Genomic DNA, 25,567 nt, shown 5'->3' on the forward strand with positions numbered 1-25,567 from the left:
CGCTCCGCATGCATGATGAATATGGCCCGTACCGATGGCATGCGGCGCTGGTGGCTTTGTAACTGCTAGGTACGACGGGCCACGCGATCTGTCGTGAATCTTTAGTTAAAATAAGCGAAAAGATAATTAAGTGGCGCGCGAAAGGATGGGCGGCCGCGCGCACTTCCTTACTGATGAGTTACTGATGAGCACGCTTTTTCCAGCGTGAAAGGGGATCGGTATGAGCTTGCAAGGTGGATGTTTCTGCGGTGCAGTAAAGTACCTCGTCAGCGGGGCGATTTTCAACAGCACGCTATGCCATTGCACCGACTGCCGCAGGGTGTCCGGCGCGCCGGCCCTGGCCTGGTTCAGCGCGCGCCGCGCCGATTTCCGTTTCACGCACGGTCAGCCCACGCGCTTCGCCTCCAGCGCAGGCATCCTGCGCAGTTTCTGCCCGCAATGCGGCGCCACGCTCACCTTCGAAGACGCGCGCTGGCCGGAAGAGCTCGACATCACCAGCGCCTCGCTCGACGACCCGGAAGCCGCGCCGCCGGGCGACCATACCTTCGTGCGCAGCCGCCTGCGCTGGATGAAGCTGCACGACGGGCTGCCGGAATATCCGACCACGCGCTCGGCCGGGCAATAGCGGCGTGCAAGCGCTGTCGACCGTCCCTTTGCAAAGCTGGATGGGCATACAGTAATCGCGGCGGTATAATGGGCCCATGCAGAATCTCCTCCATAACCTCAATCCTGAACAGCTCGCCGCCGTTACCCTGCCGTCGCAGAGCGCCCTGATCCTTGCGGGCGCCGGTTCCGGCAAGACCCGCGTGCTCACCACGCGCATCGCCTGGCTGGTCCAGACCGGCCAGGTCTCGCCGGCCGGCATCATGGCGGTGACGTTCACGAACAAGGCGGCCAAGGAGATGCTGACCCGGCTCTCGTCCATGTTGCCGATTAATACCCGCGGCATGTGGATCGGCACCTTTCACGGTTTGTGCAATCGCCTGTTGCGTACCCACTACAAGGATGCGGCACTGCCGCAGACCTTCCAGATCCTCGATTCGCAGGACCAGCTCTCGCTGATCAAGCGCATGCTCAAGGCCGCGAACGTCGACGACGAGAAGTATCCGGCCAAGAACCTGATGTACTTCATCAATAACGCGAAAGACCAGGGCATGCGCGCGGGCGCGGTCGAGGCCTACGACCCGATCGAACGCCGCATGGTCGAGCTCTACGAGCTCTACGACCAGCAATGCCAGCGCGAAGGCGTGGTCGATTTCGCCGAGTTGCTGCTGCGCTCGTACGAACTGCTGGCGCGCAACGGACCGCTGCGCCACCATTACCAGATGCGCTTCCGCCACATTTTGGTGGACGAGTTCCAGGATACCAACGACCTGCAATACAACCTGCTCAAGCTGCTCGCCGGCCACGACCAGGAAGGCGGCGGCGCCATCTTCGCCGTGGGCGACGACGACCAGAGCATCTATGCCTTCCGCGGCGCCAACGTGGGCAACATGCAGGCCTTCGAGCGCGATTTCCGGGTCCAGAACCTGATCAAGCTCGAGCAGAACTACCGCTCGCATGGCCACATCCTGGACAGCGCCAACTTCCTCATCGCGAACAACACCAAGCGCCTGGGCAAGAACCTGCGTACCGACGAAGGCCAGGGCGAGCAGGTGCGCGTCTACGAAGCGTCCAGCGACCTCGAAGAAGCGCAGTGGATCATCGAAGAAACCAAGAGCCTCATGAACGAGGGCCTCAAGCGCAGCGAGATCGCCATCCTCTACCGCTCGAACGCGCAAAGCCGCGTGATCGAGCACGCGCTGTTCGCCGCCGGTTTGCCTTATACGGTGTATGGCGGCCTGCGCTACTTCCAGCGCGCCGAGGTCAAGCACGCGATCGCCTACCTGCAGCTGATGGACAACCCGCACAACGATTCGGCTTTCCTGCGCGTGGTGAACTTTCCCACCCGCGGCATCGGCGTGCGCTCGATCGAGCAGCTGCAGATGGCGGCCGACAGCTATGGCATTTCGCTGTTCGCGGCCGTGCCCTACATGACCGGCAAGGCCGGCACTTCGCTGGGTCATTTCGTCAAGCTGATCGAATCGGCGCGCTTCGAGACCCAGCAACTGGCGCTGCCCGAAATGGTGCGCGTGGTGCTCGAGCGCAGCACCCTGCTCGATTTCTACGGCAAGGAAAAAGAAGGCGCCGACCGCATCGAGAACCTCGAGCAGATGGTCAGCGCCGCCACCCATTTCGTGCAGGAAGAAGGCTTCGGCCAGTTCGCCCCGGCCCACCTGGGGCCGCAGGCGCTGCCGCAGGCCGGCGAAGCCATCCTCAACCAGGACGGCATCGAAGTCTTCGACGGCGACGCGCCGCTGCCCACCGTGATGTCGCCGCTGTCGGCCTTCCTGTCGCACGCCTCCCTCGAAGCGGGCGATGCCCAGGCCCAGGCGGGCCAGGACGCGCTGCAGCTCATGACGGTGCACTCGGCCAAGGGCCTGGAATTCGACGCCGTGTTCATCACCGGCCTGGAAGAAGGCCTGTTCCCGCACGAGAGCAGCGCGCGCGAACTCGATGGCGTGGACGAAGAAAGGCGCCTGATGTACGTGGCGATCACGCGCGCGCGCCGGCGGCTGTACATGAGCTTTACCCAGCAGCGCATGCTGCACGGCCAGACCCGCTTCAACATGAAGTCGCGCTTCTTCGAAGAGCTGCCCGAAGAATCGCTCAAGTGGCTGTCGCCGCGCGTGCAGACCAACTGGTTCGCCGGCCGCAAGTCCAGCACCGCCTGGGACGACGCGTCCTTCCGCGACGGCGGCAGCGACAACCGCATCGCCCAGCAGATCACGCAGAAGTCGGCCAACGGCAACGGCACCGGCTGGCGCGTGGGCGAGTCGGTGGCGCACGCCAAGTTCGGCGAGGGCGTGATCGTCAATATCGAGGGCGGAGCGGGAGCGGCGCGCGCCCAGATCAATTTCGGCGCGGCGGGGATGAAGGTGCTGGATCTGTCGATCGCGAAGCTGGAGCGGATCGGACGCTGATGTGCAAGGCTTGGCCGGCATTGCCGGCCAAGCCCTCAATTCTTACTTGGCGAGGTTGACGACGCCGGCATCGGGCTTGCCGAAAATCTGCCGATACCCCACATACATCGCGCACTGCAGCAGCAGCACGAACAAGAAGATCAGCCACATGATCAACACGCGCACCAGGTTGTCCCCGCCCAGCACCAGGGACAGCACCAGCGTGATCGCGAAGAAGATCGCGAACCAGGCCAGCAGCAGCACCAGGAACACGCGCGCGCTGCGCAGCACGGCGAAGAAGCTGTAGAAGGTTGCTTTCCCCGGCGGCATCTTCTGCCAGTAGGTGAGGGGCCCGGCGAAGCACATCGCCACCATGCCCGCCATGTTCACCATCACGATCGCGAAGATCGACAGCATGAACGAACCCGATACCTGCGGCTGGCCGCCTTCGCGGCTCTGGCGCGCCATTTCCTGCATGGCGTCCGGGTCGATCAGCAGGCGCACCAGCACCAGCTGCACGATGCCGATGCCCAGGTAGACCAGGCCGATCTTGCACAGCGCCTTGAAGGCCGGCTGGCGGAAGCCCGTGAGCAGCACGCCGGGCGTGACGCGCTCGCCGTTCTCGATCATCAGGCAGGCCTGCATGAAGGCCATCGAGAACGAGGGAATCAGGACCGAGACGATCAGGGGCCCGAGCAGGGGCACGGCGCTGATGCCGATGCTGACCAGGATGTTGGCGAACAGCAGGGTCGTCAGCGCGGCAGGCTGCTTGCGGAACAGGGCGGCGCCTTGCTTGAGCCAGTGCCAGCCAGTGATTGCAGGGAGAGTATTCATACGGGAAGCTCCGGCGCGCCGCCAGCGATGCGCTCGCGCAGGATGCGTTCAAAATGGGTGGGGTCGTGGGGCGTGAGCAGCTCGGCTGCCCGCGGCAAATGGAAATCGTACAGGCGCGACAGCCAGAAACGCAGCGCGCCGGCGCGCAGCAGCGGCAGCCAGGCGCTGCGTTCGTCCAGTGTAAACGGACGCGCGCCGTGGTAGGCCTCGAGCAGGGCGCGCACGCGCGGCTCGATCAGCTTGCCGGTGGCCAGGTCGATGCACCAGTCGTTGACGGTGACGGCGACGTCGAACAGCCAGGTGTCGACGCCGGCAAAATAAAAGTCGAAGCAGCCGGTCAGGCGCTCGCCTTCGAACATGACATTATTGCGGAACAGGTCGGCATGGACCGGACCGCGCGCCAGCCGCGCGTAGCCGGCGGTGGCGGCAAAGTCGGATTGGAAGGCGACCTCGGTGCGCAGCAGCGCCGCTTCCGGTTCCGACAGGAAGGGCAGCACCTGGGGCGCCGTGGCCACCACCCAGTCCAGGCCACGCAAATTCGGCTGGCTCATGGCGAAATCCTGGCCCGCCAGGTGCATGCGCGCCAGCATCCGGCCGACTTCGGCGCAATGCACGGGTTGCGGGTCCATCTGCGAGGCGCCGCTCAGGCGGCTGACGATGATGGCCGGCTTGCCCTGCAGGGTCACGACCAGTTCGCCATCGAGCTTGGCCACCGGCGCCGGCACGGGAATGCCGCGCTCGGACAAATGACGCATCAGCTGCACGTAGAAAGGCAGCTGCTCGACACCCAGGTTCTCGAAAATGGTCAGCACGAACTCGCCACGCTCGGTGGTGAGAAAGAAATTGCTGTTGTCGATGCCGGAGGAAATGCCCTGGAGCGCGAGGGCGCGGCCTAGAGGGAACTGCTTGATCCACTGGGAAAGGTCGTCCAGCGAGACCGCGGTGAAAACTGCCATGTGCCTAGCAAAGGTGAGGGGTCGGCTGCCGAATGCCTCGGCAGCGGAGGATTATTTTTTCTCGACTGGGTCCATCGGCGGCGGCGGCGGTGCGTCGGCGCGGGCCGGAACGCCTGCCTTGGCCGGCGCCGGGGCCGTGGCCGACGGGTCGGGCGCGGCCTGCTTCTTCGGATTGCCGATGTCGAATTCCATGACCTGCCATTGCGGGGCGCGAATCGCGCTGCTCTGGGCGTCGCCCGGCTGGGCGTTGCCTGCCGCGACGTTCGGCTTCATCATGTAGCGGCTCTTGCCGCTTTGCACTTCTACTTCCTTGACCATGCCGTCGTTGCCGCGCTTTTCGGTGATGCGGGTGCGTTCGCGCGGCGGGATGGTGGTGGCCGGGGTATCGCTGCCCGGCTCGATACGCTCGAGCTGGGGCGGAGCCTGGCTCGGGCGCTGGGCCGGCTGTTGCGCCTGCGCTTGGGTGGGCTGGGCGGGCTGTTGCGCCTGGGCCGACGCGAGTCCGGCATGGGCAAGCAGGCACAGCGAGAGAAGTTTCAGGCGGGAAGAAGTGCGCAACATGATGGTCACCCTTGTATCGTTTAGTTCATTGTAACAAACACACACGCTTCCCTGTGAAAAGTGTGCGGCGAACCCCGGCAGTGGCGCATGCCGGGTCCGCCATGCCCCGTGCGTCGCCCCGCTTGATTCTGCGATAATGCCGGTTACCCCGCGCACCCGCGCCACTGCCCCTTTTTGATCGAACTGCATAGTCGCCCTATGGAAAATACCCTGCTGCTCGTTGACGGTTCCAGCTACCTTTACCGCGCCTTCCACGCGCTGCCCGACCTGCGCAGCCCCGACGGGTTCCCGACCGGCGCCATGCACGGAATGGTCAACATGCTGCGCCGCCTGCGCGCCGACTATCCGGCGGCCTATATCGCCTGCGTCTTCGATGCCAAGGGCAAGACTTTCCGCGACGATTTGTACCCGGAGTACAAGGCCACCCGCGCCTCGATGCCGGAAGACCTGGGCAAGCAGATCGAACCGATCCACGAGATCGTGCGCCACATGGGCTGGCCGATCCTGATGGTCGAGGGCGTGGAAGCCGACGACGTGATCGGCACCCTGGCCGTGCAGGCCACCGCGCGCGGCATGAAGACCGTGATCTCGACCGGCGACAAGGACCTGGCCCAGCTGGTCAACGACAAGGTCATGCTCATCAATACGATGAGCAACGAGAAGCTCGACGAAGCCGGCGTCGTCGCCAAGTTCGGCGTGCCGCCGAACCGCATCATCGATTACCTGACCCTGGTGGGCGACACGGTCGACAACGTGCCCGGCGTGAGCAAGTGCGGTCCCAAAACCGCCGTGAAATGGCTCACCCTGCACGGCTCGCTCGACGGCGTGGTGGAGAACGCCCACGCCATCACCGGCGCGGTCGGCGAGAACCTGCGCGCCGCGCTCGAGTGGCTGCCGAAAGGGCGCGAGCTGATCACGGTAAAAACCGACTGCGACCTGGTGAATCACGTGATCTCCTTCGAGGAAACCCTGGTCGGCCGTCCCGAGAATGCCGAAGCCCTGCGCGAGTTCTTCCAGCGCTACGGCTTCAAGACCATGCTGCGCGAACTGGGCGGCAGCCCGCGCGCGGACGGCGCCGTGGCCCCGGCCCGCGGCCGGGGCGCCGACGGCGGCCCCATGAATTCCCCTGAAGGCGCGCTGGGCGGCTCCGGCACGCTGCCGGGCATGGCCATCATCAAGGGCGAGTACGAGACCGTCCTCACCGTCGAGCAGCTGGACAAATGGCTGGCGCTGGTCGATGCCGCCGAACTGACCTCGGTGGACACCGAAACCACCTCGCTCGACCCGCTGGCGGCCGAGATGGTCGGCATCTCGCTGTCGGTGGAAGCAGGCAAGGGCGCCTACATCCCGCTCGCGCATCGCTATGCCGGCGCGCCCGACCAGCTGGGGCGCGAGTTCGTGCTGGAGCGCATGCGCGCCTGGCTGGAGAACCCGGCCAAGCCGAAGCTCGGGCAGAACCTGAAGTACGACATGCACATCTTCGAGAACCATGGCGTCCAACTGAAAGGCATCGTGCACGACACGCTGCTGCAGTCCTATGTGTTCGAGTCGCACAAGCCGCACGACATGGACACCATGGCCATGCGCCACCTGGGCTACACCACGATTCCCTTCGTGGACGTGTGCGGCAAGGGCGCCAACATGATCTGCTTCGACCAGGTGGAACTCGGGCGCGCCACCGAATACGCAGGCGAGGATTCCGACATCACCCTGCGCCTGCACCAGGCCATGCTGGGCCACGTCGAAGCCGACAAGGGCCTGGCCTACATCTACCGCAACATCGAGATGCCGACCATGGAAGTGCTGCAGAAGATCGAGCGCAACGGCGTATTGATCGATGCGGAACTGCTCGGCGTGCAGTCGAACGAACTGGGTGCGCGCATCCTGGAGCTGGAGCAGCAGGCCTACGAGCTGGCCGGCGGCCCCTTCAATCTCGGCTCGCCCAAGCAGATCGGCGAGATCTTCTTCGGCAAACTCGGCCTGCCGGTGGTCAAGAAGACCGCCACCGGCGCGCCGTCCACCGACGAGGAAGTGCTGCAGAAGCTGGCCGAGGATTATCCGCTGCCGAAGATCCTGCTCGAATACCGCGGCATGTCCAAGCTCAAATCGACCTATACCGACAAGCTGCCGAAGATGGTGAACCAGAAGACCGGCCGCGTGCACACCAATTACGCGCAGGCCGTGGCCATCACCGGTCGCCTGTCCTCGAACGAGCCGAACCTGCAGAACATCCCGGTGCGCACCAGCGAAGGCCGCCGCATCCGCGAAGCCTTCATTGCCGCGCCGGGCAATGTGATCGTCTCGGCCGACTATTCGCAGATCGAGCTGCGCATCATGGCGCATATCTCGGGCGACCCGGCCATGCTCAAGGCTTTCGCCGAGGGCGAGGACATCCACAAGGCCACCGCCGCCGAGATCTTCGGCGTCGCCCCCGACGAAGTGCAGAGCGAGCAGCGCCGCTACGCCAAGGTGATCAACTTCGGCCTGATCTACGGCATGAGCGCCTTCGGCCTGGCGGCCAACCTGGGCATCGAGCGCTCGGCCGCCGCCAGCTACATCGACCGCTATTTCGCGCGCTTCGCCGGCGTGAAGCAGTACATGGACGAGACGCGCCTGCAGGCCAAGGCGCGCGGCTACGTGGAGACCGTGTTCGGCCGCCGCCTGTGGCTCCCCGAGATCAACTCCCCGAACGGCCCGCGCCGCGCCGGCGCCGAACGCGCGGCGATCAATGCGCCGATGCAGGGCACGGCGGCGGACCTGATCAAGCTGGCGATGATCGCGGTGCAGGGCTGGATCGAAGCCGACGGGCTGGCGACGCGCATGATCATGCAGGTGCACGACGAACTGGTGCTCGAGGTGCCGGAAGCCGAACTGGAACTGGTAAAGGCGAAGCTGCCGGAGCTGATGGCCAAGGTCGCGACCCTGAAGGTGCCGCTGCTGGCCGAGACCGGGGTGGGGCCGAACTGGGAGCAAGCCCATTGAATAGGGGCGCCCGCAAGGGCATCCCGGCCGCGCCGCCATATTGACCCGCCAGCCGCGCAGCGGCTGTGCGCGCGCTCCCTGGACTTTGCTACTATTGCAAGCCTGTCCAACACTACCTTGGGGGTGCACATGAAAGATCTCATCAGCGACGCCGAAAGCCTGCTCTCCGCCAGCGCGTTCGGCGACGGCGTCGACCGCCGCGTCTTCCTGAAAGCGGCCATGGGCGGCGGCTTTGCCGTCGCCGCACTGCCTGTCGTGGCCCAGACCCAGATCCAGACCTCGACCGAGGGACTAGACGCCGGCGAGCACATCATCGTGATCAACGGCCAGGACGTCCCGGTCTACCGCGCCCAGCCCAAGGACCGCACCAACCTGCCGGTGGTGCTGGTGATCTCCGAGATCTTCGGCGTGCACGAGCACATCAAGGACGTGGCGCGGCGCTTCGCCAAGGCCGGCTACATGGCGGTGGCCCCCAGCCTGTTCGTGCGCCAGGGCGATGCGACCACGACCCCGATGCCGGACCTGATGAAGAACATCATTTCCAAGGTGCCGGACGCCCAGGTGATGTCGGACCTCGATACGGTGGTCACCTGGACCAAGCAGCGCGGCGGCAACACCGACAAGCTGGGCATCACGGGTTTTTGCTGGGGCGGGCGCATTACCTGGCTGTACGCGGCGCACAATCCGAAGGTGAAAGCCGGCGTGGCCTGGTATGGCCGCCTGGTGGGCGAGGCCAATGCGCTGCAGACGAAGCACCCGATCGACGTGGCCCAGGCGCTGAAGGTGCCGGTGCTGGGCCTGTACGGCGCCAAGGACGGCGGCATTCCGCTGGAATCGGTCGAGCGCATGCGCAAGGCCCTCGATGCCGGCAACAGCCGCTCGATGATCCACGTGTATCCGAACTCGGGCCACGCCTTCCATGCCGACTACCGTCCGAGCTTCAACGCCGAGGATGCGAAAGACGGCTGGAGCCGCGCCTTGAACTGGTTCGCCAAGCACGGCGTCGCTTGAACCTGCGCGGCCGCAGGGCCGGGCAGGTTACAATGCCCGGTTTGCGGCCCGGGTTCCGGGTTGTGAGCTCGATTAGAACAAGAAGCCCGACGCGACCCGATGCCCGACCCGATTTTCGATCCCATACTGAGCTCCATCCTGCTGGCGACCATCGTCGCCGGCGTCGTCAGCATCACGGGCGCTGCCATCTTTTCCTTCACCCTGCTGTCGAAAGTGGTGGAGCGCATGGTCAGCCTGTCGGTCGGCATCATGCTTGCCACCTCGCTGCTGCACGCACTGCCCGAAGCGTTTGAATCCGGCGCCGATGTGCGCAGCCTGTTCGCCACCTTGCTGGGCGGCCTGCTGGCCTTCTTCGTGCTGGAGAAGCTGGCGATCCTGCGCCATTCGCACCACCACGAAGGCGACGGCCACCACCACGCGCACGGCCACGATGCGCACCAGGCGGGCAAGTCGGGCTGGATGATCCTGCTCGGCGACGCCATGCACAACTTCACCGACGGCATCCTGATCGCCGCGGCCTTCCTGGCCAATCCGGAGCTGGGCATCATGACCGCCGTGGCCATCGTGGCGCACGAGATCCCGCAGGAGATCGGCGACTTCATCGTGCTGCTCAATGCCGGCTTCTCGCGCCTGCGCGCCTATGTCTTCAACCTGCTGTGCAGCCTGATGGCGGTGGCGGGGGGCCTGCTCGGCTATTTCACGCTCGACCAGGCCAGCGGCCTGATTCCCTACGTGCTGGTGTTCGCCTCCTCGGGCTTCATCTACATCGCCGTGAGCGACCTGATGCCGCAGATGCAGCGCCGCGCCACCGTCAGGGAGTCGGTGCCGCAGGTGGTGCTGATCGCGATCGGCGTGGCCATCGTGCTGGCGCTGAACCACGCCTATTGAGAGTGCGGCTGGGGCCGCATCTTCCTTTTCCGCCTCCCCGGGGTTTTGCCGAAGAGAGCAGCACGCCTGAAGCTTGAGCTTTTAATGATAATGGCTTATCATTACCAAAAGGTGGCCGCAAGCGGCCGCTGCCTGTTCAATCTTCACGAAGGAAGCTTCTCATGTCTCCGACCCTCCGCCGCACGCCGCTCGCCCTGGCGATCCTGTTCGCCTTCAACGCACCGCTGGCCCAGGCCCAATCTTCCCGGGCCCACGCCGACCCGGACAGCGTGCCGACCGTGGTGATCTCGGCTTCCGCGCTGGGCCTGCTGGGCGACGACATGATCACGCCGGTGACCGCGCTCTCCGGCGGCGAACTGGTGCGCGTGCGCGAGTCGACCCTGGGCGAGACCCTGAACAACCAGCCCGGCATCACTTCCAGCCACTTCGGCGCCGGCGCCAGCCGCCCGGTGATCCGCGGCATGGACGGCCCGCGCGTCAAGATCCTGTCGGACGGCGCCGAGATCCAGGACGCTTCCACCATCAGCCCGGACCACGCGGTGGCCTTCGAGCCGGTGCTGGCCGAGCGCATCGAAGTGCTGCGCGGCCCGTCGGCGCTGGCCTATGGCGGCGGGGCAGTGGGCGGCGTGGTGAACATCCTGGACCGCAAGATCCCGACCGCACTGCCGGCCAAGCCAGTCGAGGGCAGCATGGAATTGCGCGCCAATTCGGTCGCGCGCGAGAAGACCGGCGCGTTTGAACTGACCGGCGGCGCGGGCAATGTCGCGATCCACGCCGAGGGCGTCAAGCGCGACGCCGGCGAATACCGCGTCGGCAAAGGGTGGAGCGAAGGGGATCGCGTGCACGGCAGCTTCAAGGACAGCGAGACCGGCAGCGTGGGCCTGTCCTGGGTGGGCGAACGGGGCTACCTGGGCGCGGCCTACACCAAGGAGCGCACGGAATACGGCATCCCCGGCCACAACCACGAATTCGGCAGCTGCCACCCGCACGGCGACCACCTGCACTGCGGCGGTCACGGCCACGAAGAAGAAGGCGAAGAGCACGGCCACGAACACGAGCATGGCGAGGAAGCCGTCCCGGTGGTGAAGCTCGACAGCGACCGCTGGGACGTGCGCGGCGAACTGCGCAACCCGGTGGCCGGCATTGCGAAGGCGCGCCTGCGCGCCTCGTTCACCGATTACCGCCACGACGAACTCGAAGAGGGCGTGGTCGCCACCAGCTTCAAGAACAAGGGACACGACGTGCGCGTCGAGTTCGAACACGCCCCGCTCAAGGGCCTGCGCGGCGTCGTCGGCCTGCAGACGACGCGCCGCGATTTTTCCACCGACGGCGAGGAAGCCTACGTGCCGCCGAGCGTGACGAAGAAACACGCGCTCTTCGTGACCGAGGAATACAAGCTCGGCGACTGGCGCTTCGAGGCGGGCGCCCGCCACGAGTGGCAGGACATTCTGGTGGACAGCACCCGCTTTACCGGGGCGCGCGACACCGACGCACGCGGCACCTCGGCCGCCCTGGGCGCGGTCTGGAAATTCCAGCCGTCCTACTCGCTGCGCGCCGGCCTGTCGCGCAGCCACCGCCTGCCGAGCGCGGAAGAGCTGTATGCCGACGGCGTGCACCTGGCCACCGCCACCTACGAGATCGGCAACGCCAACCTGGGCAAGGAAACCTCGAACAACCTCGATGTCACCCTGCGCAAGTTCGAAGGCAATACGACCTGGTCGCTGAGCGCCTTCCACAACCGGGTAGCCAACTATATCTATGCCAATACGCTCGATGAGCACGAAGGATTCCAGCTGGTGGAATACGCGCAGCGCGATGCGGTCTTTACCGGCCTGGAAGGGGAGCTGCGCCACAAGTTTTCGGCCAGCCTGGAAGCCACCCTGTTCGGCGACATGGTGCGCGCCCGCTTCGACGAAGGGCAGGGGAGCCGCAACCTGCCGCGCATTCCGGCGCACCGCATCGGCGCGCGCGTCAATGCGCACTGGCAGGCCTGGCATGGCATGGCCGAACTGGTCCGCGTCGGCAAGCAGGACAAGGTCGCCGCATTCGAAGGCGCTACCAGAGGCTACAACCTGCTCAACCTGGGCACGCACTACACGACGCGCATCGGCGGCGTGCCGGCCCAGCTCTATGCGCGGATCAATAACGTGACCGACGAGCTGGCACTCAGCCACACTTCCTTCATCAAGTCGGCGGCGCCGCTCCCGGGCCGCAACCTGACGGCGGGCCTGCGCCTGATCTTCTGATGAAGACCCTGATCCGCTACGCCGACTACGCGGGCATGGCGGCATCCGCGCTGTGCCTGGTGCATTGCCTGGCGATGCCGCTGCTGCTGGCGGCGTTTCCGCTGCTCGGGCTGGGCGGGGAACATCATGCCCTGCACGATGCGCTGCTGGCGGGGGTGACGGTTCCCGTGCTGTTCGCGCTGGTGCCGGGCTACCTGAAGCATCGCGATCCGGCGGCGCTGCTGCTGGGCCTGGCAGGACTGGCGGTGTTCCTGGTGGCGGTGCTGGTAGTGGGGCCGCGGTGGGGGGAATGGGCGGAGACGGTGCTGGCCGTGATCAGCAGTCTGCTGCTATTGGGCGCGCATGTGCGCAACCACCGTCATTGCAAGGATTGCGGCCCGTAAGGTGGGCGTCAAACAGTCCACCGGACTGTTTTACCCGCCCATCCTACGAGGCAGCACTACGGCACTGGCTGCACAGGCCATACAGCGTCAGCTCATGCGACTCCAGCACAAAGCCCGCAGGCGCCAGCTTCTGCATGTCGCCCGGGCAGGCGTGCACCTCGTACACCCGGTCGCACGCCCGGCAATGGAAGTGGTGATGGTGCCCGTGCCCGGACAGCTCATAGCGATCGCCGCCGCCCGGCAGCGACACGGCCGTGATCTCGCCGGCTTCCAGCATCGACTTGATGTTGCGGTAGATGGTGGCCAGCCCGATGCCCGGCACCACGCCCTGGGCATGCTCGAGCAGTTCCTGGGGGCTCAGCGGACGGCCAGCGTCCTCGATGCACTGGTGGATGGCCTTGCGTTGTCGCGTGTTGCGTTCCATGGCGCTGCTTACTTCTTGCCGCGCGCGGTTTCGAGCTCGGCGCGCAGCGAGCTGCGCTCGGCATAGGATTTGTCGAGCTGGCTGCGCAGGGTGCGCACTTCGGCTTCGAAGTTGTCGCGCGCGGTGGTCGCGCCGATCAGTTCCATCTCCGCCGCCAGGCGGGCGTCGGATTCCGCGGCTTGCGCCGTGACGTTGCGCTCGAGCTGGGCGCGCAGGTCGGCCAGCTGGCGGTCCTTGCCGTCGATCGCGAGCTGGTCTTTGGCCTTGCTCACCAGCGCTTCGGTCGCCAGCTTGCGGGCGTCGCGCAGCTCGATCGTCAGGCGTTCGATTTCCGCTTCATGTTCGCTTGACGCCGCCAGGGCCTGGTCGCGCGCCGCCTCCAGCTGGGCGCCGGTTTCGCGCAGTTCGGCGGCGTCGCTTTCCAGTTGCTCGAGCGCTTCGCGCACGGGAGCGGCGGTCTGCTCGGCCACCTGCTGCACCCAGCCGCTCAGCGCGGCGGCGACCGCTTCGGGGATGTCCAGCGCCGGCGAGGCCGCGCGCGAGGTTTCTTGGTCCGACATGGGTATTTTGTCCTTGCTGGTTGATTTCTTCATCTGGCGCCCCGCTTCATGCGTTGCCGGTGGCGACCGGGCGGGCGGGATCGGCTACCCATTCGCTCCAGGATCCCGGATACAGCGCCGCGCCGGGCAGGCCGGCCACTTCCAGCGCCAGCAGGTTGTGGCAGGCGGTCACGCCCGAGCCGCATTGCATCACGGCGCGCGCCGGATCGTCGATCAGGGGCGCGAATTCGGCGCGCAGGCTGGCGGCATCCTTGAAGCGGCCGTCCGCCAGCAGGTTGTCCTTGAAGAAGCGGTTCTTCGCGCCGGGGATGTGGCCGCCGACCGGGTCGATGGTTTCGTTCTCGCCGCGGAAGCGGTCACTCGCGCGCGCGTCGATCACGGTGCGCTCGCCCTTTTCCAGGTTGTCCATCACGTCGCGCACGGTCACGGTCGGCACGAAAGGCGCACGCACGGTGATGTCGCCGCGCGGCTTGGCCGGGACCTCCACGCTCAAGGGCTGGCCGAGCGACTGCCAGGCGACCATGCCGCCATCGAGTACCGCGACCGCCTCGTGGCCCAGCCAGCGCAGCAGCCACCACAGGCGCGCCGCGAACATGCCGCCGTGGGCGTCGTAGGCCACCACTTGCGAGCCATCGTTCACGCCCCAGTCGCGCAGGGTTTCGATGAGCGCATCCTTTTCCGGCAGCGGATGGCGGCCGCGGAAGGCGCCGTCCGGCCCCTGCTTGGCGCCCGACAGGTCGGTGTCGATGCCGGCGAATACCGCGCCGGGCAAGTGGCCGATCGCATAACCTTCGCGCCCTGCGGCCGGGTTCATGAGGTCGTGGCGGCAGTCGACCACCACCCAGTCGGGGTGGGCGATGTGCGCGGCCAGTTCGCTGGCGCGGATCAATGTCTTGTACATGGTGCTCCTCAGGTTTCGCTGGCGATCGGATCGGTATCCTTGACCACGGCGCCCTTGGCCGTGCCCTTCGTATTGTAGAACGTCGCGGCAATGCCGGACGCAAGGATCACGGCGATGCCGGTCCAGACGGTCCAGTTGAAGCGGTCGCCCCACAGGGCCAGGCCCCACAGGCTGGAAAACACGATGCCGGTGTACTGCAGGTTGGCCACCACCAGCACCTTGCCGACGCGGTAGGCCCGGGTCATGGCGATCTGGGCGAGCAGGGCGGAAATGCCGATCCCCAGCAGCAGCGCGCCGCCATACGGGGTGTGGCTGTGGAAGGCGGCGTCCGAAGGGCCGTCGCCAAGCAGCGTGCCCACCAGGCCGACCAGGGTGGTGGTGAGCGAAAAATAGAACACCACGCGGTATTCCGGCTCGCCCATCTGGCCGAGCTTGCGTACCTGCATATAGGCCATGGCCGAGATCACCGACGAGCACAGGCCGGCCAGGCCGCCCAGCCACTGGTTGCTCTCGACCGCCGGCTGCAGCACCAGGGTCACGCCCAGGAAGCTCATGCCGATGGCCAGCACCAGCGGCCATTCGGCCATCTTGGTGCCGGCCCACCAGCCGGTGGCGAACATCCAGGCCGCGATCCAGATCGGGGCCATGTAGTTGAGGGTGACGGCGGTGGCCAGCGGCAGGCGCGTGATGGCGAAGAACCACAGCCAGAGCGACACCACGCCGACGAAGCTGCGCCACAGGTGGGCGCGCGGGAAAGCGGTCTTGAACGTGCCGCCCTGGTGATGCACGGCCAGCACCAGCACCACGGTGCCGATGAGGCCGCGGTACATCAGCAGTTCGGAGGTGGAGTAGAACCCGGAGGCCAGCTTCACGCCCGCGCCCATGGCGGCGAACGCGAAGCTGGCAAACAGCATCCAGAGTGAAGGCATTAACTAGAGCGCCAGTTTGCTGCGGTACCACTCGTGGAAATGCTGCATCCCGTCTTCCATGGGCGATTGGTAAGGGCCGACTTCGTTGACGCCGCGCGCGACCAGGATCTTGCGGCCGGCGTCCATGCGCAGCGCGATCTCGTCGTCCTCGACCGCGGTTTCCATGTAGGCGGCGCGCTCGGCTTCGACGAATTCGCGCTCGAACAGCACGATCTCTTCGGGGTAGTAGAACTCGACCACGTTGCGGGTCTTTTGCGGACCGATCGGCCACAGGGTCGACACCACCAGCACGTTCGGGTACCACTCGACCATGATGTTCGGATACAAGGTCAGCCAGATGGCGCCGAACTTCGGCGGTTGGCCGTTGTTGAACTTCAGGATCTGTTCCTGCCACTTCTTGTAGGCGGGCGAGCCGGCCTTCTGCAGCGCGCGGTTCACGCCCACGGTCTGGACGCTGTAGTCGCGGCCGAATTCCCATTTCAGGTCGTCGCAGGAGACGAAATTACCCAGGCCCGGGTGGAAGGGCTCGACGTGGTAATCCTCCAGGTAGACCTCGATGAAGGTCTTCCAGTTGTAGTCGCACTCGTGGATCTCGACGTGGTCGAACATGTAGCCCGAGAAGTCGAGGTCGCGGGTGGCTTCCATGTGCTTGAGCTTGTCCATCACGTCGTAGCCGTTCTGCTCGAACAGCAGGCCGTTCCAGTTCTGCAGCGGCGTCTTCGACAAATTCAGGCAGGGCGTTTCGGCGAAATGCGGCGCGCCGATCAGCTGGCCCTTCAGGTCGTAGGTCCAGCGGTGCAGCGGGCAGACGATGGTGTTCGCGTTGCCGCGGCCATTGAACATCAGCGCCTGGCGGTGACGGCAGACGTTGGAGAGCACCTCGATGCCGCTAGCGTTGCGGACCAGCATGCGGCCTTCGTTTTCGGCGGGGAGGGTCGCGAAATCGCCCAGCTCCGGCACCATGAGTTCGTGCCCGACATACCGCGGGCCGTTGTGAAACAGCGCTTGCTGCTCGCGCTGAAGCAGCGCGTCGTCGAAGTAGACATTTACCGGAAGCTGCGCGCACGAAGCGGCCAGCTTGGCCTGGGTAGCCAGATCGGACATCCCAACCCCCCTTGTAATCAAAACCGCCAAAGAAGAGAAAGAATCCAAAGACCAGTATCGCGGACACTCCAAAAACTGCTGCGCGTTGCACTGTCGTCCTGCGATGCTCACTGTACTTTCGTACAGCTGCGCTTCTCGAACAACATTGCCGCCGCTCGCGACGTTTTATGAGTGCCCCTTTATAAGAAGGAATACGGTATTTCGGACAGAACCGTCGATTATACCGTGGAACGAGCTCTACAGTCTCGGGCCATCGCGGGGATGTGGCGTGTGTGCGTACAGAAAATGTACAAAAAACATCGTTTTCATGGCGGGAGGAGACCGTGGGCTAGAATGTGGTCATGCAGGCAAGTTGCGAATGGTGCAATGCGCGCCCCCCGTGAGGAAGGTTTGATCTAAAATACGCGATTGGATTGCCCCGCGGCGCACCCTTGCGCCGTCCACACGCTAGATAGCTATGTCAAATAATACAAACGCAACTCCACCCGAGTCCTTCGAAGGCGCGATGGCCGAGCTGGCCCAGCTCGTGACGCAGATGGAATCCGGCCAGTTGCCGCTGGAAGCCTCGGTGGCCGCCTATGCGCGCGGCTCCGAGCTGGTGAAATACTGCGCGGCCCAGCTCGAAAAGGTCGAATCCCAGGTAAAAGTACTCGAGGGCGACATGCTCAAGCCGTTCTCCAGCGACGGCGCCGACGAGGGCGGCCAATGACGATACAGGCCTTCGACGCCTGGATGCACGACGTCCAGGCCCACGTGGAGCAGGCGCTGGACAGCTTCCTGCCCCCAGGCGCCAAGCTGCCGCACAAGCTGCATGAAGCCATGCGCTACACCACGCTGGGCGGCGGCAAGCGCATACGCCCGCTGCTGGCCTACGGCAGCGGCGCGCTGTTCGGCGGCGATGCGGGGGCGCTGGCGCGGGTGGCCGCTGCCGTCGAGATGATCCACGTGTATTCGCTGGTCCACGACGACATGCCCTGCATGGACGACGACGACCTGCGCCGCGGCAAACCGACCGTGCACGTGGCTTATGACGAAGCGACCGCGCTGCTGGTGGGCGACGCCCTGCAGGCCCAGGCCTTCCAGGTGCTGGCCGACATCGACACGCTGCCGCCCGCGCGCCAGGTAGCGATGCTGCGCCTGCTGGCCGAAGCGGCCGGCTCGGGCGGCATGTGCGGCGGCCAGGCGATCGACCTGGACAGCGTGGGCCTGTCGCTGACCCGCGACGAGCTCGAACGCATGCACCAGCTGAAAACCGGCGCCATGCTGCGCGTGGCGGTGATCCTCGGCGCGCTTGCCGGCCGCGACTTGTCGACCAACGAGATGGAAGCGCTGGCCGCCTATTCGAAGGCGATCGGCCTGGCCTTCCAGGTGGTGGACGACGTGCTCGACGCAACGGCCGATTCGGCCACGCTGGGCAAGACCGCGGGCAAGGACGCGGCGGACAACAAGCCGACCTATGTGTCGATCCTTGGGCTGGAACCATCGAAGGAACTGGCCGAGCAATTGCGGCGTGAAGCGCACGAAGCGCTGGCGCCATTCGGAGAACAAGCACTGCGGCTGCGCGAACTCGCGGACCTGATCGTGCAGCGGAAGGCCTAAATGAAACTGCTAGAGACCATCAACGACCCCGCGGACCTGCGCCAGCTTGGCCGGACCCAACTGACCCCGCTCGCCACCGAGCTGCGCCAGTTCCTGCTCGACTCGGTGTCGAAAACCGGCGGCCACCTGTCATCGAACCTCGGCACGGTGGAGCTGACGATCGCGCTGCACTACGTGTTCAATACCCCGCACGACCGCATCGTGTGGGACGTGGGCCACCAGACCTATTCGCACAAGATCCTCACCGGCCGCCGCGAACGCATGCCGAGCCTGCGCCAGCTGGGCGGCCTGTCGGGCTTCCCGAAGCGCGACGAAAGCATCTACGACACCTTCGGCACCGCGCACTCGTCGACCTCGATCTCGGCAGCCCTCGGCATGGCCACGGCCGCCAAGATCAAGGGCGAGGACCGCCACGCGATCGCCGTGATCGGCGACGGCTCGATGACCGCCGGCATGGCCTTCGAGGCGCTGAACAACGGCGGCATCGACGAAGACGTCAACCTCCTGGTGGTCCTGAACGACAACGACATGTCGATCTCGCCGCCGGTCGGTGCGCTCAACCGCTACCTGGCGCGCTTGATGAGCGGCCAGTTCTACGCCGCCGCCAAGAACGTGGGCAAGAGCGTGCTGCCGGGCCCCGTGCTCGACCTGGCGCGCAAGATCGAAGAACACGCCAAGGGCATGGTGGTCCCGGCCACGATGTTCGAAGAGTTCGGCTTCAACTACATCGGCCCGATCGACGGCCACGACCTGGACTCCCTGATCCCGACGCTGGAGAACATCAAGAAGCTCAAGGGCCCGCAATTCCTGCACGTGGTGACCAAGAAGGGCCAGGGCTACAAGCTGGCCGAGGCCGAACCGATCCTGTACCACGGCACCGGCAAGTTCAACCCGACCGAAGGCATCAAGCCTGCCACGGCGCCGTCCAAGATCACCTACACCGAAGTGTTCGGCAACTGGCTGTGCGACATGGCGGCCGTGGACAAGCGCCTGGTCGGCATCACGCCGGCCATGCGCGAAGGCTCGGGCATGGTCCGCTTCCACCAGCAGTACCCGGAGCGCTATTTCGACGTCGGCATCGCCGAGCAGCACTCGGTCACGTTTGGGGCCGGCATCGCGACCGAGGGCATGAAGCCGGTGGTGGCGATCTACTCGACCTTCCTGCAGCGCGCCTACGACCAGCTGATCCACGACGTGGCCCTGCAAAACCTGGACGTGACCTTCGCGCTCGACCGCGCGGGCCTGGTCGGCGCCGACGGCGCCACCCATGCCGGCAACTACGACCTGGCCTACCTGCGCTGCATCCCGAACATGGTGGTCATGGCAGCTTCGGATGAAAACGAATGCCGCCAGATGCTCACCACCGGCTACCACCATCCCGGCCCGGCCGCCATCCGCTATCCGCGCGGCGCCGGCATCGGCGCAGCGCTGTCGCCCGAGCTGACCTCGATCGAGATCGGCAAGGGCGTCGTCGCCCGCGAAGGCAAGAGCATCGCCATCCTGGCCTTCGGGTCGATGGTGGCGCCGAGCGTGGCCGCCGGCGCGGAACTGGACGCCACGGTCGCCAACATGCGTTTTGTGAAGCCGCTCGACGTGGAACTGGTCAAGCGCCTGGCGAAGGACCACGACTACTTCGTGACGGTGGAAGAGGGCTGCGTGATGGGCGGCGCCGGCAGCGCCGTGGCCGAGGCGCTGGCTGCTGCGGGCCTGGTCAAGCCGATGCTGATGCTCGGTTTGCCGGACAAGTTCATCGACCAGGGCGATCCCGCGGCGCTGCTGGCGTCCGTCGGGCTCGATGCCAAGGGGATTGCGGCGTCGATTCGCCAGCGGTTTGCGTCCGGCGAGCCGCGGCTGGTGGTCAATAACACCTGAGCCGGTCGCCTACCACTGACTCGTAGGGTGGGCAATTCGTAATTCAGGCCATTGGCCTGAATTACCTTGCCCACGCGGTGATAGCCAGTGACTCCGTTGTCCTGCTTGATGATCTAGCTGCAAACTATCACCGCGTGGGCAGGAGACCTGCCCACCCTACGAGTTACGACTGACCAAACAAGGCCTCCGCCCTCTGGAACAGAATCCACGAGGTCGCGATGTACTTGTCCCCGCTCTTCGACACATGCCCCTTGTGGGTATGCGTGAACCCCGCCGGCGCAATGATGAGCCTTCCCTTGCGCGCCTCGACCTTGCGCCCCTGGTACAGGAATTCCGTCTCGCCGCCGTCCTCCACATCGTTCAAATAGAACTGCCACAGCAGCACCCGGTGCAGGGTCTCGCAGCTGGCGTTCTGGGGGTAGATTTCGGAATGCCAGTGGTGATAGCCGCCCGAATCCTGCAGGTACTTCTGCAGGTTGATGCCGCCGACCCGGTAGATCGACTGCATCAGCTCCACGACATTCGGCACGCCGCATTCGTCGAAGTTGTTAAGTGACAGCGTTACCGGCTCGCCGGTGCGCGGATGCACCACCTGCGGCGACAGTGCGCCGATCAGCAGCATGGGGTAGGTGGTCATGTACTGCGCCAGGTGGCGCGCCATGGTCTGCGTCAGCAGGGCGCCGATATCGTCCCATTCCTGGTGGCCGTTGATGGTCAGGTCGTAGCTGTCCTTCTTGCTCACGTCGACGCCGTTGCCCGTGCGGCCGCGCGCCACCTTGCCGCTGGCGTCGAAGCGCTTGCGGATCGCATCGCACTGCTCTGGGCTCAGCGCGTTGTCGTAGACGCCGATGAAGTCTTCCATACCCTTAACCCCGCTTGCGTTCGTGCTGCCACAGCACGTCGCTGCCGCCGGCAAAACGGTTGAGCACGCGCGCCAGCACGAACATCAGGTCCGACAGGCGGTTGACGTACTGGCGCGGGTGAGGGCGGATGCTTTCCGCATGCGACAGCGCCACGATGGCGCGCTCGGCGCGGCGGCAGACGGTGCGGCAGACGTGGGCCGTTGATGCCGCGCGCGAGCCGGCCGGCAGGATGAATTCCTTCAGCACCGGCAGGTCGGCATTGTATTTTTCCAGCAGGCCGTCCAGGCGCGCCACGTGTTCGTCCTTGATCAGCTCGAAACCGGGGATGCACAGCTCGCCGCCGAGGTCGAACAGGTCGTGCTGGATCGAGACCAGCTCGTCGCGCAAATCGTCTGGCATCGCCTCGCACAGCAGCAGGCCGACGAAGGAGTTGAGCTCGTCGACTTCGCCCAGGGAATGGATGCGCGCGCTGTCCTTGCCGGTACGGCTGCCGTCGCCGAGGCCGGTGGTGCCGTCGTCGCCGGTGCGCGTGGCGATCTTCGAGAGTCGGTTGCCCATGATGTAGCCTTATGCAATATATTAGAAAAACGATAGGGCGAGCATACGACAAAACACGGCAATTGTGCTTACAATCAGAGCATGTCTTCGAGCGCCTCCACCGCCGCCATCGCCCCCGCATCCGACCTCGCCGCACGCCGGCGCCAGGTCGCCGCCGCGCTGCGCGCGCGGCTGCCCGAGCGCTGCGTCCTGTCCGACCCGGAAGACACCCGCCCCTATGAATGCGACGGCCTGGCCGCTTACCGGCAGCTCCCGATGATCGTCACGCTGCCCGACAGCGAAGAGCAGGTGCTGGCCATCCTCGCCGTCTGCCGCGAGCTGAACGTGCCGATCGTGCCGCGCGGCGCCGGCACCGGGCTGTCCGGCGGCGCATTGCCGATCGTCGACGGGGTGGTGATCTCCACCGCGCGCATGAACCGCATCGTGCGCGTGGATGCCTATTCGCGCACGGCGGTCGTGCAGCCCGGCGTGCGCAACCTGGCGATTTCGGAGGCCTCGGCGCAATACGGCCTGTACTACGCGCCCGATCCGTCCTCGCAGATCGCCTGCACCATCGGCGGCAACGTGGCCGAGAACTCCGGCGGGGTGCATTGCCTCAAATACGGCCTGACCGTGCACAACGTGCTGCGCGTGCGCGTGGCCACCATCGACGGCGAGATCATCGAGCTTGGCAGCGAAGCGCTGGACGCGCCTGGCCTGGACCTGCTGGCCGTCTTCATCGGCTCGGAAGGCATGCTCGGCATCGTGCTGGAAGCGACCGTCAAGCTGGTGCCGAAACCCGCGGTCGCGCAGGTCATCATGGCCTCGTTCGCCGACGTGCTCACGGCCGGCAATGCGGTGGCCAACGTCATCGCCGCCGGCATCATCCCGGCCGGGCTGGAGATGATGGACCGCACCTCGGTGCGCATGGTCGAGCCTTTCGTCCACGCCGGCTACGACACCGATGCGGCAGCCATCCTGCTGTGCGAGGCCGACGGCACCGCGCTCGAGGTGGCCGAGGAAATCGAACGCATGAAGGCGGTGTTCGAAGGCGCCGGCGCGACCGCGATCGCGGTGTCCGAAACGGAAAGCGAGCGGATGCGCTTCTGGTCGGGCCGCAAGAACGCCTTCCCGGCCGCGGGCCGCATCTCGCCGGATTACTACTGCATGGACGGCACCATCCCGCGCAAGCAACTGGCGCGCGTGCTGCAGGCGATCGAACAGATGGAGACCACCTTCGGCCTGCGCTGCGCCAACGTCTTCCATGCGGGCGACGGCAACATGCATCCGCTGATTCTGTTCGATGCCAACCAGCCGGGCGAATTCGACCGTGCCGAGGCCTTTGGCGCGGCCATCCTGGCGCTGTGCGTGGAAGTGGGCGGCACCATCACCGGCGAGCATGGCGTGGGCATGGAGAAGATCAACTCGATGTGCGTGCAGTTCGGCCGCAAGGAGCTCGACGCCTTCTTCGCGGTCAAGCGCGCCTTCGATCCACCCATGCTGCTCAACCCGGACAAGGCGATCCCGACGCTGCAGCGCTGCGCCGAATTCGGCAAGCTGCACGTGCATGGCGGCACCATTCCTTTCCCCGACCTCGAGCGTTTCTAAAGCATGCAGAACATCGAACAATTCCAGGAACGGGTACGCGCAGCGGCGGGCGAGCGGCAGCCATTGCGCATCCGTGGCGGCGGCACCAAGGACTGGTACGGCCAGCGCCTCGAAGGCGCCATTCTCGATACGCGCGGCTACAGCGGCATCGTCGACTACGAGCCGACCGAGCTGGTGATCACGGCGCGCTGCGGCACGCCGCTCACCGAGATCGAGGCCGTGCTCGCAGGGCAGAACCAGATGCTGGCCTTCGAGCCGCCGCATTTCGGCGCCGGCGCCACGCTGGGCGGCGCGATCGCCTCGGGACTGGCCGGTCCGCGCCGCGCCAACAGCGGCGCCGTGCGCGACTTCGTGCTGGGCGCGAAACTGCTGGACGGGAAGGGCGACGTGCTCGGCTTCGGCGGCCAGGTCATGAAGAACGTGGCCGGCTACGACGTCTCGCGCATGCTGGCCGGCTCGATGGGCACGCTCGGCCTGCTGCTGGAGGTGTCGGTGAAAGTGCTGCCCAGGCCTTTTGCCGAGACCACGCTGCAATTCGGGATCGGCGAGATCGACGCCATCCGCAAGCTCAATGAATGGGGCGGCCAGCCGCTGCCGCTGTCGGCCAGCTGCTGGATTGATGGCGTGTTGTCGCTGCGCCTGTCCGGCGCGCAGGCGGCGGTCGACGCGGCCGTGCGCCAGTTCGGGGGCGAGCGCGTCGCCGATTGCAACGCCTTCTGGGCCGGCCTGCGCGAGCAGCGGCATCCGTTCTTTGCGGGCGAAGGCGCGCTGTGGCGGCTGTCGGTGCCCGCGGCCACGGGCGCCATCGTGCTGGGCGGCAGCCAGTTGATCGAATGGGGCGGCGCCCAGCGCTGGCTGCGCACCGGGCTCGATGCCGCCACCATCCGCAGCACGGTGTCGGCGCTGGGCGGCCATGCGACCCTGTTCCGGGGCGGCGACAAGTCCGGCGGCGTGTTCCAGCCCTTGCAGCCGGCGGTGGCCCGCATCCACGAACGCTTGAGGGCCTCCTTCGATCCGTCGAACATCTTCAATCCCGGACGGATGTACTAGCCATGCAAACCAATCTCGCCGATTTCATCAAGGGCACCGCCGACGGGGATGAAGCCGAAGCCATCCTGCGCGCCTGCGTGCACTGCGGCTTCTGCACCGCCACCTGCCCGACCTACCAGCTGCTGGGCGACGAGCTCGATGGCCCGCGCGGGCGCATCTACCTGATCAAGCAGGTGCTGGAAGGCGCGGAACCCACCCGCAAGACCCAGCTGCACCTGGACCGCTGCCTCACCTGCCGCAACTGCGAAACCACCTGCCCGTCGGGCGTGAAATACGGCCGGCTGGTGGACATCGGCCGCCGCGTGGTCGACGAGCGCGTGCCGCGTCCCTTGAAAGACCGCATCAAGCGCACCACGCTGAAGGAATTTCTGCCGCGAACAAGCCTGTTCAAGCCGGCCTTCAGGGCAGGGCAGCTGGCGCGCCCGCTGCTTTCGACCGGCCTGCAGGACAAGCTGCAACCGGCGCGCAAGGCCGGCGCCTGGCCCACGCGCAGCCATGCGCGCAAGATGCTGGTGCTGGAGGGCTGCGTGCAGCCGGCCATGGCGCCGAACATCAATGCGGCGACCGCACGCGTGCTCGACGCCTTCGGCGTGCAGCTGATCACGGCGCCGAAGGCCGGCTGCTGCGGCGCCGTGCGCTACCACCTCAACGACCAGCAAGCCGGCCTGGAGGACATGCGCCGCAACATCGATGCATGGTGGCCCTACGTCGAGCGCGAAGAGGTGGAAGCCATCGTCATGACGGCTTCCGGCTGCGGCGTCACGGTCAAGGAATACGGCCACCTGCTGGCGCACGACGAAGCCTATGCCGCCAAGGCCGGACGCATCGCGATGCTCACGCGCGACCTGTCCGAGATCCTGCCCGAGTTCGAAGAAGCACTGGCCCGCAAGCTGCAAGGCAAGATCACGAAACGCGTCGCATACCACCCGCCCTGCACGCTGCAGCATGGCCAGCAAATCCGCGGCAAGGTCGAAGGCCTGCTGCGCGCCGCCGGCGTGGACGTGCGCCTGTGCGCCGACAGCCACCTGTGCTGCGGCTCGGCCGGCACCTATTCGGTGCTGCATCCCGAGATCGCGCATGCACTGCGCGACCGCAAGCTGGCCAGCCTGGAAGCGACCGGCGCCGACGAGATCGTCTCTGCCAATATCGGCTGCATGAGCCACCTGCAGTCGGGCACGCAAACGCCGGTCGCGCACTGGATCGAACTGGTCGACCGCGCGCTGGCCTGACACGCGCACCCCCAAGCGTGTGCGACCT

At 65.9% G+C, this 25,567-nt stretch carries 23 protein-coding genes; 13 read left to right on the plus strand and 10 right to left on the minus strand.

Features of this window, described 5'->3' with window-relative positions:
- Positions 1 to 220: 220 nt before the first annotated feature.
- Entirely contained in the window at positions 221 to 625 is a 405-nt protein-coding gene (locus AC3XQU_RS18565; RefSeq protein WP_489875631.1) for a GFA family protein, read from the plus strand.
- 76 nt (positions 626 to 701) lie between these two features.
- Positions 702 to 3,023: a UvrD-helicase domain-containing protein gene (locus AC3XQU_RS18570; protein WP_489875632.1), complete on the plus strand. Its 2,322-nt coding sequence runs from the start codon at positions 702 to 704 to the stop codon at positions 3,021 to 3,023.
- A gap of 42 nt (positions 3,024 to 3,065) precedes the next feature.
- Here AC3XQU_RS18570 and AC3XQU_RS18575 read toward each other — a convergent pair whose 3' ends face one another.
- From AC3XQU_RS18575 to AC3XQU_RS18585, 3 genes are read right to left on the minus strand one after another with little or no spacing between them, the layout of a single operon-like run.
- Positions 3,066 to 3,836: a BPSS1780 family membrane protein gene (locus AC3XQU_RS18575; RefSeq protein WP_489875633.1), complete on the minus strand. Its 771-nt coding sequence runs from the start codon at positions 3,834 to 3,836 to the stop codon at positions 3,066 to 3,068.
- On the minus strand, positions 3,833 to 4,792 hold the full coding sequence (locus AC3XQU_RS18580) for a homoserine kinase (RefSeq protein WP_489875634.1): 960 nt from the start codon (positions 4,790 to 4,792) through the stop codon (positions 3,833 to 3,835). Before AC3XQU_RS18580 ends, AC3XQU_RS18575 begins: the two co-directional genes overlap by 4 nt.
- Positions 4,793 to 4,843: 51 nt before the next feature.
- Positions 4,844 to 5,353: a hypothetical protein gene (locus AC3XQU_RS18585; protein ID WP_489875663.1), complete on the minus strand. Its 510-nt coding sequence runs from the start codon at positions 5,351 to 5,353 to the stop codon at positions 4,844 to 4,846.
- Between the two features lie 198 nt (positions 5,354 to 5,551).
- Between AC3XQU_RS18585 and polA the strand changes: the two genes are divergently transcribed.
- The 5 genes from polA to AC3XQU_RS18610 all read left to right on the plus strand — a co-directional run bounded on the left by polA (position 5,552) and on the right by AC3XQU_RS18610 (position 12,863).
- Positions 5,552 to 8,335 (plus strand): DNA polymerase I, encoded by a 2,784-nt coding sequence (polA, locus tag AC3XQU_RS18590; RefSeq protein ID WP_489875635.1) that lies wholly within the window; start codon positions 5,552 to 5,554, stop codon positions 8,333 to 8,335.
- A gap of 129 nt (positions 8,336 to 8,464) precedes the next feature.
- Positions 8,465 to 9,346, plus strand: a complete 882-nt coding sequence (locus AC3XQU_RS18595; protein WP_489875636.1) for a dienelactone hydrolase family protein — start codon at positions 8,465 to 8,467, stop codon at positions 9,344 to 9,346.
- A 99-nt stretch (positions 9,347 to 9,445) separates the two neighbouring features.
- Positions 9,446 to 10,234, plus strand: coding sequence for a ZIP family metal transporter (locus tag AC3XQU_RS18600; protein WP_489875637.1), 789 nt, complete (start codon positions 9,446 to 9,448; stop codon positions 10,232 to 10,234).
- Between the two features lie 161 nt (positions 10,235 to 10,395).
- Positions 10,396 to 12,480: a TonB-dependent receptor domain-containing protein gene (locus AC3XQU_RS18605; RefSeq protein ID WP_489875638.1), complete on the plus strand. Its 2,085-nt coding sequence runs from the start codon at positions 10,396 to 10,398 to the stop codon at positions 12,478 to 12,480.
- Positions 12,480 to 12,863, plus strand: coding sequence for a MerC domain-containing protein (locus AC3XQU_RS18610; RefSeq protein WP_489875639.1), 384 nt, complete (start codon positions 12,480 to 12,482; stop codon positions 12,861 to 12,863). The genes AC3XQU_RS18605 and AC3XQU_RS18610 overlap by 1 nt, the downstream gene beginning before the upstream one ends.
- 43 nt (positions 12,864 to 12,906) lie before the next feature.
- On the opposite strand, the gene AC3XQU_RS18615 is transcribed toward AC3XQU_RS18610, so the two are convergent.
- The 5 genes from AC3XQU_RS18615 to AC3XQU_RS18635 are packed head-to-tail and all read right to left on the minus strand — an operon-like array spanning position 12,907 to position 16,781.
- On the minus strand, positions 12,907 to 13,287 hold the full coding sequence (locus AC3XQU_RS18615) for a Fur family transcriptional regulator (protein WP_489875640.1): 381 nt from the start codon (positions 13,285 to 13,287) through the stop codon (positions 12,907 to 12,909).
- Positions 13,288 to 13,295: 8 nt separating this feature from the next.
- Complete coding sequence (locus tag AC3XQU_RS18620) at positions 13,296 to 13,847, minus strand: DNA-binding protein (protein ID WP_489875641.1); 552 nt, start codon at positions 13,845 to 13,847, stop codon at positions 13,296 to 13,298.
- Positions 13,848 to 13,893: 46 nt separating this feature from the next.
- Complete coding sequence (locus tag AC3XQU_RS18625; RefSeq protein ID WP_489875642.1) at positions 13,894 to 14,748, minus strand: sulfurtransferase; 855 nt, start codon at positions 14,746 to 14,748, stop codon at positions 13,894 to 13,896.
- An 8-nt stretch (positions 14,749 to 14,756) separates the two neighbouring features.
- Complete coding sequence (locus AC3XQU_RS18630; protein WP_489875643.1) at positions 14,757 to 15,677, minus strand: DMT family transporter; 921 nt, start codon at positions 15,675 to 15,677, stop codon at positions 14,757 to 14,759.
- 3 nt (positions 15,678 to 15,680) lie between these two features.
- On the minus strand, positions 15,681 to 16,781 hold the full coding sequence (locus AC3XQU_RS18635; protein ID WP_489875644.1) for an aromatic ring-hydroxylating oxygenase subunit alpha: 1,101 nt from the start codon (positions 16,779 to 16,781) through the stop codon (positions 15,681 to 15,683).
- Positions 16,782 to 17,238: 457 nt separating this feature from the next.
- Between AC3XQU_RS18635 and AC3XQU_RS18640 the strand changes: the two genes are divergently transcribed.
- Genes AC3XQU_RS18640 through dxs form a run of 3 tightly spaced genes read left to right on the plus strand, consistent with a single transcriptional unit; the run spans position 17,239 to position 20,252 of the window.
- Entirely contained in the window at positions 17,239 to 17,490 is a 252-nt protein-coding gene (locus AC3XQU_RS18640; protein ID WP_489875645.1) for an exodeoxyribonuclease VII small subunit, read from the plus strand.
- Positions 17,487 to 18,380 (plus strand): polyprenyl synthetase family protein, encoded by an 894-nt coding sequence (locus tag AC3XQU_RS18645; RefSeq protein ID WP_489875646.1) that lies wholly within the window; start codon positions 17,487 to 17,489, stop codon positions 18,378 to 18,380. The genes AC3XQU_RS18640 and AC3XQU_RS18645 overlap by 4 nt, the downstream gene beginning before the upstream one ends.
- Positions 18,381 to 20,252 (plus strand): 1-deoxy-D-xylulose-5-phosphate synthase, encoded by a 1,872-nt coding sequence (dxs, locus tag AC3XQU_RS18650; protein ID WP_489875647.1) that lies wholly within the window; start codon positions 18,381 to 18,383, stop codon positions 20,250 to 20,252.
- A gap of 163 nt (positions 20,253 to 20,415) precedes the next feature.
- Here dxs and AC3XQU_RS18655 read toward each other — a convergent pair whose 3' ends face one another.
- On the minus strand, positions 20,416 to 21,114 hold the full coding sequence (locus AC3XQU_RS18655; RefSeq protein ID WP_489875648.1) for a 2OG-Fe(II) oxygenase: 699 nt from the start codon (positions 21,112 to 21,114) through the stop codon (positions 20,416 to 20,418).
- A 4-nt stretch (positions 21,115 to 21,118) separates the two neighbouring features.
- Positions 21,119 to 21,673, minus strand: a complete 555-nt coding sequence (locus AC3XQU_RS18660; protein WP_489875649.1) for a cob(I)yrinic acid a,c-diamide adenosyltransferase — start codon at positions 21,671 to 21,673, stop codon at positions 21,119 to 21,121.
- Between the two features lie 81 nt (positions 21,674 to 21,754).
- Between AC3XQU_RS18660 and AC3XQU_RS18665 the strand changes: the two genes are divergently transcribed.
- The 3 genes from AC3XQU_RS18665 to glcF are packed head-to-tail and all read left to right on the plus strand — an operon-like array spanning position 21,755 to position 25,539.
- Positions 21,755 to 23,260 (plus strand): FAD-linked oxidase C-terminal domain-containing protein, encoded by a 1,506-nt coding sequence (locus tag AC3XQU_RS18665; protein WP_489875650.1) that lies wholly within the window; start codon positions 21,755 to 21,757, stop codon positions 23,258 to 23,260.
- A gap of 3 nt (positions 23,261 to 23,263) precedes the next feature.
- Entirely contained in the window at positions 23,264 to 24,310 is a 1,047-nt protein-coding gene (glcE, locus tag AC3XQU_RS18670; protein ID WP_489875651.1) for a glycolate oxidase subunit GlcE, read from the plus strand.
- Between the two features lie 2 nt (positions 24,311 to 24,312).
- Positions 24,313 to 25,539, plus strand: a complete 1,227-nt coding sequence (gene glcF, locus AC3XQU_RS18675) for a glycolate oxidase subunit GlcF (RefSeq protein WP_489875652.1) — start codon at positions 24,313 to 24,315, stop codon at positions 25,537 to 25,539.
- The last annotated feature ends 28 nt before the right edge of the window (positions 25,540 to 25,567 follow it).

The sequence above is a fragment of the Telluria sp. AZSoR62 genome (genome assembly GCF_058111565.1).